Raw genomic sequence first — 16301 nt, forward strand, 5'->3', positions numbered from 1 at the left:
GATGGCGGGGTCGGACATCCCCCACGTGATGCCCCGTGCATAAGATTCAGGGCCTGTATCCCTAATCGTAGGGATACAGGCCCTGAACGTTATGAGGGCAGCAACTCTGCCCGGTGATAGGCACAGCGTTCACGGTAGCGTCGATACCGATTGCGCGAGCTGCGCCCCGCTCACACAGCCGCAAGCAATTCGCGGATACGATCCTGCACAAAATCCGCGTCGCGAGGATTCTGCTTGGGATTATTCACACGATGGCCCCAATCGGTCTCGATGACTTGCATCCTGGCATCGGGAATCATGCTCGCCTCGGCCTCGATATCGGGCACGGTGAAATACAAATCCGTACGGCTCGGCATGATCAAGCTCTTGGCCTGGATCGAACCGAGCGCGCGGGGCAGATCTTTACCGTATAGGGGATTGTCGCTGATGTCTGTGCGTTGCCATGTGTGCAGCATGGCCAGCAGGTCATTGGCATCATGACGACCGAAAAAACGTTCCCAGTCGTTGACGATGAACTCCTCCGGGTTGGCGTATCCGATGCCTTTATACAGCTCGTGCCGATAAAAGGCCTGCGACAGTCCCCATCCCGCATACACGCGTGCCATCGCCTTCAGACCGCGTTCGGCACGGCCAACGAATTGCTCGCCATTCCATGTCGGATCGCCTGTCAGCGCGGCTTTGACACCTTCGAGGAACACAACGTTGTGACGCGTGGTACGCGCCGTACCGCAAATCGCTGCCAGACGCACCACTTTCTCGGGATAGGCCGCGGCCCATTGATACGCTTGCTGCGCACCCATGGAAAAGCCCACGGCCAAGGCCAATCGTTGCACGCCTAGCTGCTCGAACAACAACTCGTGCTGAAGCACCACGTTATCCAGCACCGACACGGCCGGAAAATACGCCGCGTCGGTATTACTCGGCGAGCTGGACAAGCCATTGCCGAGCATGTTCGGAATGACCACGTAATAGTGGTCGGTATCCAGCGCGCGCCCCGGGCCGACCATCCACTCGATATCGGTATGGCGCGTTGCATACGAGGTGGGATAAACGATCGCGTTATCGCCTCGCGCATTGAGCCGACCGGCAGTCTTGAACGCGATGCGCGCATCCGGTAGAACCTCGCCTGATTGCAGACGAAAGTCGCCTGCCCGGAAGATTTCATAATCGCCGGACGTCGTATCCAATCGCAGCCCCATACGTACCCTACTGTGCCGTCAGACCGCTATCGATCGAAAAGATCTGACCGGTGGTACGCGCCGATTCGTCAGCGCCGAGGTACACCGCCGTGTGCGCGATGTCTTCGGGTTCCAGCAGACCCAGCAAGTGCTGGCCTTTCAGAACGCCCAGGGCAGGGATCGTATCGACCAGTTTGCGCGAGCGCTCGGTCAGCGTCGTGCCAGGAGCAATACCGTTGACCCGGATGTTCTTCGGCGCGTAGTCGACCGCCATGGTGCGCGTGAGCGCAATCACGCCGCCTTTCGCCGTGGAGTATGCCGAACGCGAGGGCGAGCCCACCAAGCCATAGAACGACACGATGTTGATCACCGATCCGCCACCGGCAGCGACGATTTCCGGCACGGCATAACGGCAGCACAGCCACGTCCCGAACAGATCGAGATTGATCGTCTTCCAGAAGGTGTCGTTGTCGACCTCGGTCACCGGGCCATCCTGCGGCAGCGAACCGCCGGCGTTGTTGACCAGGATATCCAGCTTGCCAAACGTACGAACCGTTTCCGCCACCGCGTGAGCGACTTGCTTTTCGTCGGTCACGTCCGTTTCGATAAACAGCGCACGGCCACCGGCTGCGTTGATTGCGTCGGCGGTTTTGCGGCCGTTTTCCGCGTTTTTCTCAATGACGGCGACGGCCGCGCCTTGTTGCGCGTATTGTTGCACGATCGCCTGACCGATACCACTACCCGCGCCAGTGACGAAGGCAACTTTGTCTTGTAATCTCATGATCAATACTTCCAGAATCGGTTTACATGGAGCGCGTGAGCCACAGCGCGATCTCGGGGAAGATCGTGATCAGGACTCCGCTTAAAAGCATAATGAGGAAGAACGGAAATGCCGCGCGGGCCACATAGCCCAGGCTCTTGTCGGTCAAGCCCTGCAGGATAAAGAGGTTGAAACCCACCGGCGGCGTAATAGTCGCCATCTCCACTGCGATCACCAGGAACACGCCGAACCACACGGGATCAAAGCCCGCCTGCACGACCAAGGGCAACGTGATTGGCAAGGTCATGACCGTAATGGAAACGCCTTCCAAAAACAGCCCCAGCAGCGTGAAGAACAGCGCGAGCACCAGGATCAGCACGTACGGGTTCAACTCCAGCGACGCAATGCCATTGGCAATGCTGGCCGGAACGTTCAGATATCCCATCGCGGTCGAGAGAAAGTTCGCCGCAATGATGATGGCGCACAGCATGGACGAAATGTTGACCGTGGAGGCAAGCGACTCGCGCATCAGGCGAATGCTGAACTGGCCCGACAGCAGGATGTAGAGCAAGCTCACCGCAACGGAAGCCGCGCCCGCTTCCGAAGGGGACACCACACCGCTATACAAGCCACCCATGATGAGCGCGACGAGCGCGACAATCGGGGAAATGTCATAAAGCCCGCGAATTCGGTCGCGCCAAGAATACTTCGGTGCCGGCGGCACGGCATTCTTGCCGGTTGACGAGACGATCATGACGTATATGACATAGAACGCCGCCGTCATCAGCCCCGGCAGCACGCCCGCCATGAACAACTTCGAGATCGAGACTTCGCCCACGACCCCAAAAATAATCAGCACGACAGAGGGCGGGATAAGCAGTCCCAGGCTGCCCGCGCCGGCCAGCGATCCGATTGCAAGCTTCTCGGAATAACCGCGTTCCTTCAGGTTCTTGATGGTGATCTTGCCGACAGTCGCCGTGGTCGCACTACTAGAGCCGCTGATGGCGGCAAACAGCGTGCAACCCAACACGTTAACGTGCAGCAGACGGCCAGGCAGCATCGACACCAACGGTGCGAGGCCCCGGAACAAGCGTTCGGATATATCGGTGCGATACATCAGCTCGCCCATCCAGATGAACATGGGCAATGCCGCCAACTCCCAACGCGTGGAGCTGGACCACACGATGGTCTGCAGGCTAAATCCGATGCGCGTGAGCGAGAAATCGGCCACGAAATACAGGGCGGTCGCCGATACCAGGATCAGCCCCATGAAGATCCACATCCCGAGCCCGAGATATAGCACCAGCAACAGCAGCATGATGCCGCCGGTTAGCAATTCATTCATCTGCGGCTCCTACAGCACTTCTGCATGACTGGGTTCCTCAATCGAGGCATCGCCGCTGATCATTCGCAATAGATAGGCGATAAGCTGCAAGCCGAAAATGATCAGGCCGACCATGATGATCGTATTGGGAATCCAAAGCGGCACCGCGATTACCGAATTGCTCAGTGTTCCGCGTGCGAGAAAACGCGTGATGGCCAGGTAAAAGTAGTAGCACAGGAAGCCGACAGCCAACAGGCTGAGAAAGGCGCCCAACGCTTCGACGGCCCGGCGCGCACGTCCGCGCAGCTTCGAGAGCAGAATATCCACGCGGATGAGCGCACCTTGTCTGAGCGCCTGTCCCAAGCCCAAGAAAACCATGGCCGCCAGCTCGTATCCCACGAGTTCATCGAGCACATGGGTGGACATACCAACGGTACGCAGCGCGATTTCGAGTACCGTGTGCGCGACCATTAGAACCAATAACACGGACGCGAGCCCAGCGGCGAGCGCGGAGGCTCGATCCGCGATCGTCAGGATGAATTTCATCGGAGTCGCTTGAAGGAAAGAAAAATCGGGATGCCCGTGCTGCCCATGCACCGGGATATCCCGTGCATGGACACACAACATCAATGAGGCGTTACTTCGCTGCGGCTTTCCGCGCGTTGAAGTCGTTGAGGATCTTCTGGCCGCGCTCGCCCGTTTCCTTCAACCAGCTTTCCTGAATCGTCTTGCTGGTGTCGCGCAATGCGCTCATGAAGGCGGGATCGATTTCCGTGGCGATCGTCACGTTGTTCTTGCGCATGAGTTCGTAGGTCGCCACTTCGCGTGCCTTCAACTCGTTCCAACCGAAGTCCTCGGTATCTTTCGCGGCCTGCATGACGGCCTTGCGATCGGCTTCCGACAGATCGTCGAACGCGTCTTTGTTGATCGCGGCGATCTGCAAGGACATGGCGTAGTTGATGGCGGTGTAATGGGGAAGCTGTTCCCAGAACTTCAGCACCGCGCCGCCTTCGGCCGCCGTCAACACACCGTCGAGCGCGTTGGTCGCCAGCATGGGCATCACATCGCCGATCGGGGTTTGCAACGGGGCCGCGCCGATGGCACGCAGCGCTACGATTCCGTTCGGATCGTACGTGCGAATACGCAGGTTGGCCAGATCGGCTTGGTTGTTGATCGGCTTACGCGTCCACAGACCCGACGGAGCCCATGGGATCACGTAGAGCAGGTATTGATTACGCTCGAGCAGCGCCTTCTCGTAATAAGGACGCGCCACATCGTAGAGAATACGAGCTTCTTCATACGTCGACACGACAAACGGCATGCTGGTCAGCTTGAACAGCGGATCCAGGCCGCCCCAGAACGAGCTGGACGAGTCGGCGATCTGAACCGCGCCGGTTTCCACGGCATCCAGCGCGTCGGCCGACTTATAGCCCAGCGATCCGCCGAGGTGAACGTTGACCGTCACGCGCCCGTCGGTCAGCTCGTTGACCTTCTTCGCAAACATTTGGTCCATCTGACCGGAAAGCGAAGAGGCTTGGTAGTCGTTGGTCAGATCCCACTTTACCTTGGCCGCCGACACCGTTTGGGAGGCGAACAACATGCTGCAGGCGACGCCGCAGAACGCGGCCAGACGAGATATCTTTTTCATAGCATTCCCCTAATCGGAAGGCGCATTTTCACATTGCGTCGAGATGTCAACAAACTTTTTTTTTCGATCTGTGCGATAAGAAAAAGTTAATGAAACCTGTAATGACGTAGCAATGACGGGCGTCAACGATAACTAAAAGTTGGAATAAACTACCCCCGGAAATGCTTGATGCCTCACTTCGGGGCGGGAAAAACGCCGTGAATGTACGATTCCTGGAGACCTTTATTTGGGTGGCGCAGCTGCGCAGCTTCAAAGCCGCAGCGGCGAAATGCAATCTGACGCAAGCCGCCATCTCGGGACGCATCGCCGCGCTGGAGGAGGAGTTCAACCAGCCGCTGTTCGAGCGCAAGGCCCGCTCGGTACAGTTGACCCACGCGGGACGCATGCTGCTGCCCTACGCTCAGCAAATGGTGGAGGCATCCAAATCCATGCTTCATCTCATGCGCGACGCACTACCGCTGCGGCGCCGTCTGCGTTTGGGGGTCATTGAATCCATCACCCATTCCTGGTTTCCCGAACTGGTACGCGGACTCGAACGCGAACTGCCCGAGGCGCAGATCGAGCTCACTACCGAGTCCGCGCGTCGACTGCATCAGCTCATGCGTAATGGCGAAGTCGATATCGCCTTGCAAGCGGACCCTATTGTCGAAGAGAACATGTACAACCGCGAAATAGGCGCGATGAAGATGGGCTGGATTTGCCTGGCCGAGTCGGATGTTCCACAGCGCATGAGCTTGAGCGAACTGACGAGCTGGCCGATCATCACGTTCCCGCGGGACTCTCAACCCTATATGTCGCTGTTGCACATTATGGAGAAGAACGGTGTGTGGCCGCATCACATGCACTTCGTGTCTTCGATTGGCGCGAGCCGCAAATTGCTGGAACAGAATATCGGTATCGCGACCTTGCCCATCGCGTGCGCGAGGCCTTTCATCGAGAGCGGCGATTATCGTCTGATCCAATGCGACCATCCCTTGGCCGACATGCCGCTCATCGCCAGCTGGCGCCCGGATCACGCGGTGAAACTAGGCGCGGCCATTGTCGCGATTGCGCGCGAGGCCATGCAGCTGCACGCGACCGGGCGGGAGGATTTGGTCGTGCTTCCTGAACATGATGTGCGTCTGGCTTGATCCTCCGTCATTGGCTTGGATAAAGACAGAGGCATTGCACTTCGTTCGTTCATAATGGCGCCTGATGTCTTCCATTCAGGCGCCACGGCTTCGCGTGTGCTTACTCCACCGTCACACTCTTCGCCAGATTCCGCGGTTTATCCACATCCGTCCCACGTGCACACGCCGTGTGATACGACAGCAACTGCAGCGGTATCGTATGCAGAATCGGCGACAGCATGCCATAGTGCTCCGGCATGCGAATCACGTGCATACCATCGCTATTAGTGATGCGACTATCCGCATCGGCAAACACGTATAGCTCGCCGCCACGGGCGCGCACTTCCTGCATATTGGATTTCAGCTTTTCCAACAGCGCATCGCGCGGAGCGATCGTCACCACCGGCATATGCTCGGTCACAAGCGCCAGCGGGCCATGTTTGAGCTCCCCAGCGGGATAGGCTTCCGCGTGAATGTAGCTGATCTCTTTCAGCTTTAACGCACCCTCCAACGCAATGGGATAGTGCATGCCACGGCCCAGGAATAGGGCATTCTCTTTGGTGGCGAAACGATCCGCCCATGCCATGATTTGCGGCTCCAGCGCGAGGACAGAACCAATGGCGACCGGCAGGTGACGCAAGGCTTTGAGGTGTTCGGCTTCTTGTTCAGAGGTCAAACGATCGCGCACTTGAGCCAAGGCCAGCGTCAGCAGGAACAAACCCGTTAACTGCGTCGTGAAGGCTTTGGTGGAGGCCACGCCAATTTCCACGCCCGCGCGCGTGATGTAAGCAAGCTTGCATTCGCGCACCATGGCGCTGGTGGATACGTTGCACACGGTCAGCGTGTTTTCCATGCCCAGCGATCGTGCGTGCTTTAACGCCGCGAGCGTGTCGGCGGTTTCACCGGACTGCGAGATGGTCACCACCAGGGCACGCGGATTCGGTACGCTGTCGCGATAGCGATACTCGCTGGCGATTTCGACTGCGACAGGAATCTGCGCAATGGATTCAATCCAATATTTCGCCGTCAAACCCGCGTAGTAGCTGGTGCCGCAAGCCAGGATCAGCACGGAGTCGATGTTCTTGAAAATCTTGTACGCCTCATCGCCAAACAGCTCCGGCGTAATGGCTTCGATGGCCTGCAGCGTATCGCCCACCGCGCGCGGCTGCTCGAAGATTTCCTTCTGCATGTAATGGCGATAGGGGCCTAACTCGGCGGCACCCGTGTGCACATGCACAGTGTGGGTCTGGCGTTCGACTGGCTTGCCTTCGGTATCCGTGATCCATACACGCGAGAGCTGCAGATCCACTACGTCGCCGTCTTCGAGATAAATGATGCGATCGGTGGTGCCGGCCAGTGCCAAGGCGTCAGAAGCGAGGAAGTTCTCGTTTTCGCCCACGCCCACGACCAAGGGCGAACCCTGGCGCGCGCCCACGACACGATGCGGCTCATCGCGGCAGAACACGGCAATGGCGTATGCGCCTTCGAGACGGCGCACGGCTTGTTGCACGGCCTCGAAGAGGTCGCCGTTGTACAGGTGGTTGACCAAGTGCGCGATGACTTCGGTGTCGGTCTGGCTTTCGAACACATAGCCGGCGGCCTGCAATTCGGCGCGAAGTTCATCGTGGTTTTCAATGATGCCGTTGTGGACCAGCGCGATACGAGGCTCGTCGTTACCCAGCTGCGAGAAGTGCGGATGGGCATTGTGCGTGGCGGGTGCGCCATGGGTGGCCCAACGGGTGTGCGCAATGCCGGTGAAACCCGACAGCTTGTCCTCGGCGATCTGGTCGCCCAGCTCGGCCACGCGCTTGGTGCTGCGCGTGCGCCGCAACGCGCCGTCCATATACAAGGCAACGCCGCAGGAATCATAGCCGCGGTATTCCAGCCGCTTCAGGCCCTCGACCAGGATGGGGGTGATGTCACGTTGAGCGACTGCGCCGACAATTCCGCACATAGAAAACCTCGTTTTCGGTAAGTATGTGGCGCATTGTGCGCTGGTTGGGATGAAATTTGATTTCTTAATTTTGATGAATATGAAAGCTTATTTTCTTACATAAGTATGATTAAATATTCTTTCTTTTAGCGATTTCCGATGAAATAAAAGTACGTGAATCAATCCCCTTTGGTCGAATTAGACGACCTCGACCGCCGCATCCTCGTCCAGCTCCAGCAAGACTGCGCGCTGACCAACCAAGAACTGGCCGGCCGCGTCCATGCATCGCCGCCTACGTGCCTGCGCCGCGTGCGACGGCTCGTGGAAACGGGGGTAATCACGCGCCAGGTTGCCATCTTGGCGCCAGAGAAGATAGGCAGCAGTTTGACGGCGATCGTCGAGATCACACTGGATATACAGGCCGCGGAGAACCTCGCTGCCTTTGAAACAGCAATGCTGAACGAGCCCGCGGTGCTGCAGTGCTATCGCGTATCCACCGGCCCGGATTTCGTTGTCATTGCTCAAGTGCCCGATATGCCTGCTTATCACGCACTCGTGCATCGCGCGTTCACGGCACAGGCAAACGTGCGCAATGTGCGCACGTTTTTCTCGGTGCATCGGGCGAAATTTGAAACCCGCGTGGATATTTCAGCGGTTTAACTGTTGCGCATCAACGCTGCGCCAGCAGACGTTCGAACAGCGCCAGATAACGCCGCCCCATCTCTGTCACATCATGCTCGCTACGAACATAGTCGTACGCACGCTGCGTGCACGCGTCGCGGAACGCAGCATCGTCCAGACAACGCGCCATGCCACTCGCTAACGCTTGCACATCGCCAACCGGACACAACACGCCACGACCATCGGCCAGACTTTCTTTTAGGCCACCAGCGTCCGTAGACACGACCGGTACGCGTTGCAGAAAAGCGTCCAGCACACTGCTGCCGAGCGCTTCTTCGATGGAGCTCATCACGAACACGTCAAAGATGCTGTAGAAGTCTTCCACACCCTTGCGAAAACCCGCGAACAGGTAGACGTCTTGCAACCCTAAGGCTTGGACTTCCGCGCGCGCCTGCGCCTCGCGATCGCCCCCCGCGCCAAAGTGCACGAACACAAAATCGCGACGCGCGCGCGCCAATTCGCCCACCGCGCGTATCAACGTGAGCGGATCTTTATCGTGAATCAGGGCCGCCGAGGTAGCCAATACCTTTTTGCCCTGCAGCCCCAGTTCGGCCACTAAACGTTCGACATTCGCATGGTCGATGGCGTGGGGCTCAACAGCACTGCGGATGATCACGGGCTGCAAGCCTAAACGTCTGGGCTCGGCCGCGGCCATCTCGCTGATCGCGACAAAGCCATCCACGCGGCGCCATTTCGCGCCGGTCTTCCACTGGTCACCGGGTGAAACTTCGAATGATGTACGACGCGAAAACACCACCGGACGGCCGTGCAAGGCTTTGGTTAACACTGCCCAGGTAACGGTGTTCGCCGTCTGGGCGTGGATGATGTCGTAGTGCCGACCCGCCCGCGCCAGATACGCGAGCTGCGCCGGCACGTTACGCACGCCATGCGTGACAAAGCCTTCTTCCTTGCAACGCGCCTCTAGCGGCGCACCTGCGCGGCATAACACTTCTACATCATGCCCCGCCGCACGAAACGCGCGCATGCAGTAGAGCGTTTGACGCTCACCGCCGCGCCAGCCTTTTTCGAAATTCAGTTGCAGGATTTTCATCATTCGACGCGAAGCTTGTTCGCCCGCACAGAGTTCACCACGATGGCGCCCGCCGCGCACAACATGGCAAGCACGAGCGCAACGGTAGAACCATTCGCGCCGCCCACGCTGAACGCAATCGCCACCAGGGCCGTACCGAAACTCTGACCGAACACGCGAGTCGTCGCCTGCATCCCGCCAGCGGCCCCGCTGCGTTGGCGCGGCGCCGATGACAACATCGCGCGATTGTTAGGAGTCTGAAAAAATCCGAAACCCATTCCGGTCAGACCCATCGCGACCATGATCACGCCGTTATGCGCGCTCAATGGCAAGATGGCCAGCGCCGCTAATCCCAAAGTCATCGCGCCCGCACCGACACCGCTCAACATCGCAGCGGAATAGCGGTCGGATAAACGACCCGCAAACGGCGCGACGATGGCCGTGCCGATTGGCCACGCCCCCATCAACAAACCCACCTCTAGATAGGGACGTCCCAGCACCTGCTGAAAGTAAAACGGTAGCGACACAAAGGCCGCCATCTGCGCGGCAAATGTACATACCGACGCTCCCACGGCGAACGCAACAGGCCGGATACGCAACAAGTCCACGGGCACAAGTGGCGCGGTCTGATGGCTCGCGCGCCGCACCAGTATGCCCCCCGCGATGACAGACAGCGTGATCAGCGCGACGCCACGCCAGGGACTTTGCCCCAGCATATCAACGCCGGTGATAAAAACGCCCAACGTCACCATGCAAAGCAAGGCGCTGCTCCAATCCAGACGTCCGACGCTACGGGGCACCTCGGGCAAATAACGCAAGCCAAACATGACGCCCACACTGATGGGAATATTGATCGCGAAGATCCACCGCCAATGCGCCACATCGAGGATGATCGATCCTACCGTCGGCCCAAGCACCGACATGATCGCGACAGTCGTTGCGTTAATGCTGATACCTCGGCCCAGCATACGCAACGGGTAGATATTGCGCACCAGACCGCCAAACATGCACATCAGCGATGCCGCGCCTATGCCTTGCACCACGCGCGCCGCCGTCAGATGCCAAAGCGTCTGCGACAACGCGCCACACAACGACGCGATCGCAAACAACGCCAAGCCCACCGTAAACATCCGGCGAAAGCCCACGCGCTCTGCCACCGCGGATAGCGGCAACAACAGCATCACCACCGCGAGGTTATACGCGTTGACGACCCAAACTGCCTGCGAGGGCTGTGCATGCAAGTCTGCCGCGATGGTGGGCAATGCCACGTTGGCGATCGAGGTGTCGAGCACCGACATGCTGATGCCCACCAGGACGGTTGCCGCCGCATAGTGGCGGCGCGGCGTGGGCAAACCGTCGGGCAAGGCCTGACGTTCCTTGGCGCCGCGCGACTGCGCGCAGTTTGGCGTGTTCGAACTCACGATTTCTTCTGCGGACGCTGCCAACCCTCGATAGTGGTTTGACGGGCGCGCGATAGCGTGAGCTTGCCTGCTGGCGCGTCCTCGGTCAGCGTGGTTCCCGCCCCCAAGGTGGCGCCGCGTCCCACGCGTACGGGTGCTACGAGTTGCGTATCCGAACCGATAAACGCATCGTCTTCGATCGTCGTACGGAATTTGTTCACGCCATCGTAGTTGCAGGTGATGGTGCCTGCACCGACGTTGACGCGCGCGCCCACATCGGCATCACCGATATAGGCGAGATGATTCGCCTTGCTATCGACGTCGAGCACACTGTTTTTGATTTCGACAAAATTACCGACATGGGTACGATCGCCGAGCTTGGCGCCGGGACGCAGGCGCGCATAGGGACCAATGCGGGCGTCCCCGCCCACCACCGCCTGTTGCAGGTGACTGAACGCTTCGATCTGCGTACCGGGGCCGACCGAGACATCGCGCAGCACACAATGTGGTCCGACGCGCACGCCGTCTGCCAACTCCACCTTGCCTTCGAACACGCACCCCACATCGATCACGACATCGCGTCCGCAGGCGAGGGAACCTCGCACATCGAAACGGGCGGGGTCCATGAGCGTGACGCCGGCCTCTAACAGGCGACGCGCTTGTTCATACTGATAGCGGCGCTCCAGCTCGGCCTGTTGCACGCGACTGTTTACGCCCAGCGTTTCCCAACCCGCGGCCGGGTGTGCGGCGCCCACTGCCACGCCGTCGGCGACGGCCAGGCCCACCACATCGGTCAGGTAATACTCGCCTTGCGCATTGTTGTTGTCGATGCGGCTGAGCCAGTCTTTCAGTTTGGCCGTCGGGGCCACCAGAATACCGGTATTGACCTCGCAAATCGCGCGCTCTTCGTCGTTGGCGTCCTTATGCTCGACAATACGCGCGACTTGGCCTTGCGCATCGCGCACGATACGGCCATAGCCTGTGGCGTCGTCGAGGATCTCCGTCAACACGGCTGCGCCGTCACCGCGCGCCTCGAGCAGTCGATTTAGCGTTTCCGGCTGCACCAGCGGCACATCGCCGTATAGCACCAAGGTCACATCGTTATTGCCATCTTCGCCCAAAAGCGGGACAGCTTGCTGCACGGCATGGCCCGTGCCTTGCTGCGGTTGTTGCAGGGCAAAGCTCAGTCCCTCGCGGCCTTCGAACGCGCTGCGTACGCGCTCGGCACCATGCCCCACCACGACGACGATGCGGCCGGGATTCAGCGCTGTGGCGCTGTCGACCACGTGTTCGAGCATGGGTTTACCGGCCAGCGGGTGCAAGACCTTGGGCAGATCGGACTGCATGCGTTTACCGAGACCGGCAGCGAGGATAACGACGTTAAGCATAAGTGGATCAGAATTAATCGAGGCGCGTACAGCAGGCGCGCGCCCCGCCCCCGACGGGGAAGATTAGGATTTACGAGTGTTGGTTGCGCGCTTGGCCGCGGTTTTACGCGGGGCGCGCTTGCGCGGCGCGGCGTCGGAAGCAGCCGATGGCGCGTCAGCGCCCGCTGCGGGTGCCCCGGCCTGCGGCGTGGGCGGCATGCTGGCGGCGGTCGCGGTAGCGATCTGGTTGAACTGCTGCTGCAGCAAATTCCACCACGCTTGCGACGCTGACTGCGCAGCCTGGGCCATCGGATCGGCTGCGCTGGCGCCTTCACTGCCGGTCGGCGTCTCCGGCGGCTGGGGTTCGGGCTCAGATTTGGGCGCAGCGAAAGGCGGGGCCGCGTCTTTGCCAGGCTTGAGTCCCAGCACGACTTCCAGCGGAGACGGCCCGTCCGCATTCGCACCGGCGGCCACGCAAGAACGCAGCGTCGCAATCGTTGAACGCTGCACCTCCATACCCTGGATCGCGCTGCTCAACATGGACAAGTTCATCCGCAGCCAGCTTTCGACGGAGCGCAGCTCGTTGATGCGACGCTCCAGGTCTTCGAGATTCATGGGCGGCGCCATCGGCAAGGACTGCGCCAACCCACCCGGGCCGGTCAATCCGGCCCATGCGTTGCGCATCATTTCCATGCTGGCCAAAAACGGGTTACCGGCGAGGTCTCCCTCCTGCCCGAGGCCAGGCAGCACGAACGGATTCGATTTGGACGTAGTCATACAGTCTCCGATAGCAGGCAGTAGGAGGCGGCTGTCATCCGCGGCGCGACAGCGCCCCGAGGCAGCAGGGGCAGGCCAGTTGCCGCTCGCCAGAAAGATGATCCGTCACCGTGTGCAGATGCCGATATTACGCTCGATTGCAGCAAGCTGCCAAAGGCGGTGCGCGGAAGTATCGCCCTGTTGCGAACGTGACGCTTTGCAAGCTGCAGCGCGTCAGGCCCGAGCGATTCTGGGACAATAGACGCATGAATTCTCCCATCTCTCTACCCGAACTGGAACAGGCCATCAATTACTGGCGTGAAAGAGAGCCCTCGCGCGGGGAGGAATCGCGCTTGTGCCGCGAAGCGGCAGCCCTGGCCACGCCCTACGCCTTGATGATCGTGGGCCACCGGCGCGAGCTGCCGCCCGATGAACTGACGCCCGAAGCGCGCGCGGCCTACGAAGCTTGGCGCAATACCCGACCGGCCACGGCAAACTAGAGGGGCGTTCTGCCGGCCGCCCGCCGCGACAAGCGAGCGTCCGCGCTTATTTCGAGTCCAACAACAGCTTGATATCGTGCGCCATCGCGTCGGCGCCCAGGCTATTGCCAAGCAAGACCCGCGATTCGCCTTTCGGATCAAAGAGATAGAAGGCGGCGGTATGGTCCATGGTGTAGTTGTCCCCCTCGGTGGGGATCTTGGCGTAATACGCTTTGAATGATGCCGCCGCCGCGCGAATCTCGGCGGGCGTACCCGTCAAGCCGAGAAAACGTGGGTCGAAGCTCGTCACGTATTGCTTTAGGATCTCCGGGGTGTCACGCTCGGGATCCACGGTCACCATCAGCACCTGCACGCGATCGGCGTCCGGGCCCAGCTTCTGCATGACTTGCGAGAGCTCAGCCAAGGCCGTGGGGCATACGTCCGGACACTGGGTGAAGCCGAAAAACACCACCACCACTTTGCCGGCCAAGCCCTCGATCGTGCGCTTTTCGCCGTTTTGATCGGTCAGGGCCATCGCGCGGCCCAGGTGAGTCCCGGTGATGTCGCTACCCTGGAATTTTGCTTCGGGCTCGCTGCAACCGGCCAGCACGCCGGCGGCAAGCATAAGGGCCGCGCCGCGCAATAACGTGCGGCGTAGGGCGGAAAACACGGACATGAATGGGATCTCCCAGGTCAAAGCAACAAGCCGGCCCAGTGGTCCACCAATAAGGCGGCGAACAACAACGACAGATATAGGATCGAGAACCGGAACAGGCGACGCGCCAACTCGTCGCTGTACTGACGGTACAACCGCCACGCGTAGCTGACAAACATCGCACCCAGCACCAGCGCGCACACCATATAGAACCAGCCGCTCATGCGCACGATAAACGGCAAGACCGTCGAGGCCACCAGCGCCAAGCTATACAGCAGGATCTGCAGTCGCGTGTATTCCTCGCCATGCGTGACTGGCAACATGGGCAGCCCCGATTTCACATAATCGTGGCGGCGATACAGCGCCAGCGCCCAGAAATGCGGGGGCGTCCAAATAAAGATAATTAAGACCAGTGCCCATGCCTGGGCGGGCACGGCATCGGCCACCGCCGCCCAGCCCAGCGCGGGCGGCATCGCGCCCGATAGCCCGCCAATCACGATGTTTTGGGGCGTGCGTGGCTTGAGAATGATGGTGTAGATGATCGCGTAGCCCACGAACGTGGCGAAAGTCAGCCACATCGTCAACGGGTTCACCAGGTGATACAACACCAGCATGCCGGCGCCGCCCAGCAACCCGGACAGCAAAATCACTTGGGTCGCCGAAATCGTGCCGCGCGCGGTGGCGCGGCGGGCGGTGCGCAACATGCGCGCATCCACCTCCTGCTCGATCAGGCAGTTGATTGCAAAGGCGGCGGCCGCCAATAACCAGATACCTACGGTCCCGAAGACCACGCGGCCCAGATCGGGCATCCCCGGCACGGCCAGGAACATACCGATGACGGCGCAGAACACAGCCAGCTGCGTCACGCGCGGCTTGGTCAGCACGAGATACTGGCGCAACAGGCCCGATTGAGGAGCGGCAAGACTAGACATGGGAGCTATTTTAAACGCCCGGCGCCAATCCGGCCGACGGCACCCGGCCCGCGTTGGCCAGACGCACGAGGATGACCACGCTCACCAGCGTCAGGCCCGCCGCGCCGCCGTTATGTAACACCGCAATCAACAACGGCCACTGGAAGAAAATCGTCGTCAGACCCGTCAACAACTGTGCGCCCAACAACGCCAGCATCAGCGTGGCCGGACCTCGCAATCCCGACACGGCTCGCAATCGCCACGCCAACGCGCCCAAATAAATCAGCACGATAAAGGCGAAATTGCGGTGCACCCAGTGGATCGCCGTCAGCGCATGCTGGGAAATCATTTCACCCGAAGGCAGTTCGCCCAAGCCCCGGATCACCGAGAACCCGCCCGCGAAATCCATCTCGGGCACCCATTCCCCGTGACAGGTCGGGAAATCCAGGCAAGCCAGCGCAGCATAGTTAGTGCTTACCCACCCGCCCAACGCGATTTGCACCGCCAACAGCGCCAGTCCGACAATCAGCCACGGTCGCCAGCGCTTCGCGCTGACCGGCACGGGATCATGCACCCGCTCGCGCGCGGATAGCCACGTCATCAAGGCCAATAGCGACAACCCCAGCACCAAATGCAGCGTCACCACGGCGGGCATGAGTTTGTGCGTGACCGTCCATGCGCCGAACGCCCCCTGCACGCACACCGCGATCAAAGTCACCACCGCCAGCACGGGGGAGCGACCCAATTCACGCCGGTAGCGCCACGCCATCCACACAATCGCGATGATCAACATCCCTAAAAATGCGCCGACATAGCGATGAATCATCTCGATCCACGCCTTGGACAGCGTCACCGGGCCATAAGGCATGGCTTGCGCGGCTTGATGGATGTCACTGAGCGCGCCGATGGGCGTGACATTGCCATAACACCCCGGCCAATCGGGGCAGCCCAGACCCGAATCCGTCAGGCGTACAAACGCGCCGAACATGATCAGATCGAGGGTCAGGAACCAGGTGAAAAACACCAGTTTGCGATAACGTTCTTTGATGGATTGCATAGCGACGCGGGTG

At 60.1% G+C, this 16301-nt stretch carries 16 protein-coding genes; 3 read left to right on the forward strand and 13 right to left on the reverse strand.

The features are described from left to right. Positions 1-170 precede the first annotated feature (170 nt). The 5 genes from GOQ25_RS13785 to GOQ25_RS13805 all read right to left on the reverse strand — a co-directional run bounded on the left by GOQ25_RS13785 (position 171) and on the right by GOQ25_RS13805 (position 4910). The gene (locus tag GOQ25_RS13785) at positions 171-1199 is read right to left on the reverse strand and encodes an alpha/beta fold hydrolase (protein ID WP_160351057.1); all 1029 of its coding nucleotides are present in this window, start codon (positions 1197-1199) and stop codon (positions 171-173) included. Between the two features lie 7 nt (positions 1200-1206). Then, positions 1207-1959 (reverse strand): SDR family NAD(P)-dependent oxidoreductase, encoded by a 753-nt coding sequence (locus GOQ25_RS13790; RefSeq protein WP_202109468.1) that lies wholly within the window; start codon positions 1957-1959, stop codon positions 1207-1209. Between the two features lie 22 nt (positions 1960-1981). Continuing rightward, complete coding sequence (locus GOQ25_RS13795; RefSeq protein ID WP_160351058.1) at positions 1982-3283, reverse strand: TRAP transporter large permease; 1302 nt, start codon at positions 3281-3283, stop codon at positions 1982-1984. Between the two features lie 9 nt (positions 3284-3292). Then, the gene (locus GOQ25_RS13800; RefSeq protein WP_160351059.1) at positions 3293-3808 is read right to left on the reverse strand and encodes a TRAP transporter small permease subunit; all 516 of its coding nucleotides are present in this window, start codon (positions 3806-3808) and stop codon (positions 3293-3295) included. Between the two features lie 91 nt (positions 3809-3899). Beyond that, on the reverse strand, positions 3900-4910 hold the full coding sequence (locus GOQ25_RS13805; protein WP_160351060.1) for a TRAP transporter substrate-binding protein: 1011 nt from the start codon (positions 4908-4910) through the stop codon (positions 3900-3902). Positions 4911-5107: 197 nt separating this feature from the next. Between GOQ25_RS13805 and GOQ25_RS13810 the strand changes: the two genes are divergently transcribed. Then, a complete protein-coding gene (locus GOQ25_RS13810; RefSeq protein ID WP_160351061.1) occupies positions 5108-6040 on the forward strand; it encodes a LysR family transcriptional regulator in 933 nt (310 codons plus the stop codon). A 100-nt stretch (positions 6041-6140) separates the two neighbouring features. Here the strand turns inward: GOQ25_RS13810 and glmS are convergent, their stop codons facing one another. Next, on the reverse strand, positions 6141-7973 hold the full coding sequence (glmS, locus tag GOQ25_RS13815) for a glutamine--fructose-6-phosphate transaminase (isomerizing) (RefSeq protein WP_160351062.1): 1833 nt from the start codon (positions 7971-7973) through the stop codon (positions 6141-6143). Positions 7974-8126: 153 nt separating this feature from the next. On the opposite strand from glmS, the gene GOQ25_RS13820 reads away from it, so the two are divergent. Beyond that, on the forward strand, positions 8127-8612 hold the full coding sequence (locus GOQ25_RS13820; RefSeq protein WP_160351063.1) for an Lrp/AsnC family transcriptional regulator: 486 nt from the start codon (positions 8127-8129) through the stop codon (positions 8610-8612). Between the two features lie 10 nt (positions 8613-8622). On the opposite strand, the gene GOQ25_RS13825 is transcribed toward GOQ25_RS13820, so the two are convergent. The 4 genes from GOQ25_RS13825 to GOQ25_RS13840 all read right to left on the reverse strand — a co-directional run bounded on the left by GOQ25_RS13825 (position 8623) and on the right by GOQ25_RS13840 (position 13207). Further along, positions 8623-9684 carry a glycosyltransferase family 4 protein gene (locus GOQ25_RS13825; RefSeq protein WP_160351124.1) on the reverse strand — a complete coding sequence of 354 codons (1062 nt, stop codon included), beginning with the start codon at positions 9682-9684 and terminating at the stop codon, positions 8623-8625. Then, complete coding sequence (locus GOQ25_RS13830; RefSeq protein ID WP_370519953.1) at positions 9684-11084, reverse strand: MFS transporter; 1401 nt, start codon at positions 11082-11084, stop codon at positions 9684-9686. The genes GOQ25_RS13825 and GOQ25_RS13830 overlap by 1 nt, the downstream gene beginning before the upstream one ends. Next, positions 11081-12451, reverse strand: coding sequence for a bifunctional UDP-N-acetylglucosamine diphosphorylase/glucosamine-1-phosphate N-acetyltransferase GlmU (gene glmU / locus GOQ25_RS13835; RefSeq protein WP_160351064.1), 1371 nt, complete (start codon positions 12449-12451; stop codon positions 11081-11083). Before glmU ends, GOQ25_RS13830 begins: the two co-directional genes overlap by 4 nt. A gap of 63 nt (positions 12452-12514) precedes the next feature. After that, positions 12515-13207 (reverse strand): PhaM family polyhydroxyalkanoate granule multifunctional regulatory protein, encoded by a 693-nt coding sequence (locus GOQ25_RS13840; protein WP_160351065.1) that lies wholly within the window; start codon positions 13205-13207, stop codon positions 12515-12517. A 245-nt stretch (positions 13208-13452) separates the two neighbouring features. Between GOQ25_RS13840 and GOQ25_RS13845 the strand changes: the two genes are divergently transcribed. Continuing rightward, positions 13453-13686 (forward strand): DUF3717 domain-containing protein, encoded by a 234-nt coding sequence (locus GOQ25_RS13845; protein WP_160351066.1) that lies wholly within the window; start codon positions 13453-13455, stop codon positions 13684-13686. Between the two features lie 46 nt (positions 13687-13732). Here GOQ25_RS13845 and GOQ25_RS13850 read toward each other — a convergent pair whose 3' ends face one another. From GOQ25_RS13850 to GOQ25_RS13860, 3 genes are read right to left on the reverse strand one after another with little or no spacing between them, the layout of a single operon-like run. Continuing rightward, positions 13733-14341 carry an SCO family protein gene (locus GOQ25_RS13850; protein WP_160351067.1) on the reverse strand — a complete coding sequence of 203 codons (609 nt, stop codon included), beginning with the start codon at positions 14339-14341 and terminating at the stop codon, positions 13733-13735. A 17-nt stretch (positions 14342-14358) separates the two neighbouring features. After that, positions 14359-15252, reverse strand: coding sequence for a heme o synthase (gene cyoE / locus GOQ25_RS13855; protein WP_160351068.1), 894 nt, complete (start codon positions 15250-15252; stop codon positions 14359-14361). 10 nt (positions 15253-15262) lie between these two features. After that, positions 15263-16288, reverse strand: coding sequence for a heme A synthase (locus tag GOQ25_RS13860; protein WP_160351069.1), 1026 nt, complete (start codon positions 16286-16288; stop codon positions 15263-15265). Between the last annotated feature and the right edge of the window lie 13 nt (positions 16289-16301).

This window comes from Bordetella sp. 15P40C-2 (genome assembly GCF_009763235.1).
Taxonomy (GTDB): Bacteria; Pseudomonadota; Gammaproteobacteria; order Burkholderiales; family Burkholderiaceae_B; genus Bordetella_A.

What these genes read in the sequence shown, in the direction of transcription:
- GOQ25_RS13790 (WP_202109468.1), bottom strand. Translation starts at nt 1,959, where the DNA reads ATGAGATTACAAGACAAAGTTGCCTTCGTCACTGGCGCGGGTAGTGGT.
- GOQ25_RS13795 (WP_160351058.1), bottom strand. Translation starts at nt 3,283, where the DNA reads ATGAATGAATTGCTAACCGGCGGCATCATGCTGCTGTTGCTGGTGCTA.
- GOQ25_RS13860 (WP_160351069.1), bottom strand. Translation starts at nt 16,288, where the DNA reads ATGCAATCCATCAAAGAACGTTATCGCAAACTGGTGTTTTTCACCTGG.
- glmS (WP_160351062.1), bottom strand. Translation starts at nt 7,973, where the DNA reads ATGTGCGGAATTGTCGGCGCAGTCGCTCAACGTGACATCACCCCCATC.
- cyoE (WP_160351068.1), bottom strand. Translation starts at nt 15,252, where the DNA reads ATGTCTAGTCTTGCCGCTCCTCAATCGGGCCTGTTGCGCCAGTATCTC.
- GOQ25_RS13840 (WP_160351065.1), bottom strand. Translation starts at nt 13,207, where the DNA reads ATGACTACGTCCAAATCGAATCCGTTCGTGCTGCCTGGCCTCGGGCAG.
- glmU (WP_160351064.1), bottom strand. Translation starts at nt 12,451, where the DNA reads ATGCTTAACGTCGTTATCCTCGCTGCCGGTCTCGGTAAACGCATGCAG.
- GOQ25_RS13850 (WP_160351067.1), bottom strand. Translation starts at nt 14,341, where the DNA reads ATGTCCGTGTTTTCCGCCCTACGCCGCACGTTATTGCGCGGCGCGGCC.
- GOQ25_RS13825 (WP_160351124.1), bottom strand. Translation starts at nt 9,684, where the DNA reads ATGAAAATCCTGCAACTGAATTTCGAAAAAGGCTGGCGCGGCGGTGAG.
- GOQ25_RS13800 (WP_160351059.1), bottom strand. Translation starts at nt 3,808, where the DNA reads ATGAAATTCATCCTGACGATCGCGGATCGAGCCTCCGCGCTCGCCGCT.
- GOQ25_RS13845 (WP_160351066.1), top strand. Translation starts at nt 13,453, where the DNA reads ATGAATTCTCCCATCTCTCTACCCGAACTGGAACAGGCCATCAATTAC.
- GOQ25_RS13805 (WP_160351060.1), bottom strand. Translation starts at nt 4,910, where the DNA reads ATGAAAAAGATATCTCGTCTGGCCGCGTTCTGCGGCGTCGCCTGCAGC.
- GOQ25_RS13785 (WP_160351057.1), bottom strand. Translation starts at nt 1,199, where the DNA reads ATGGGGCTGCGATTGGATACGACGTCCGGCGATTATGAAATCTTCCGG.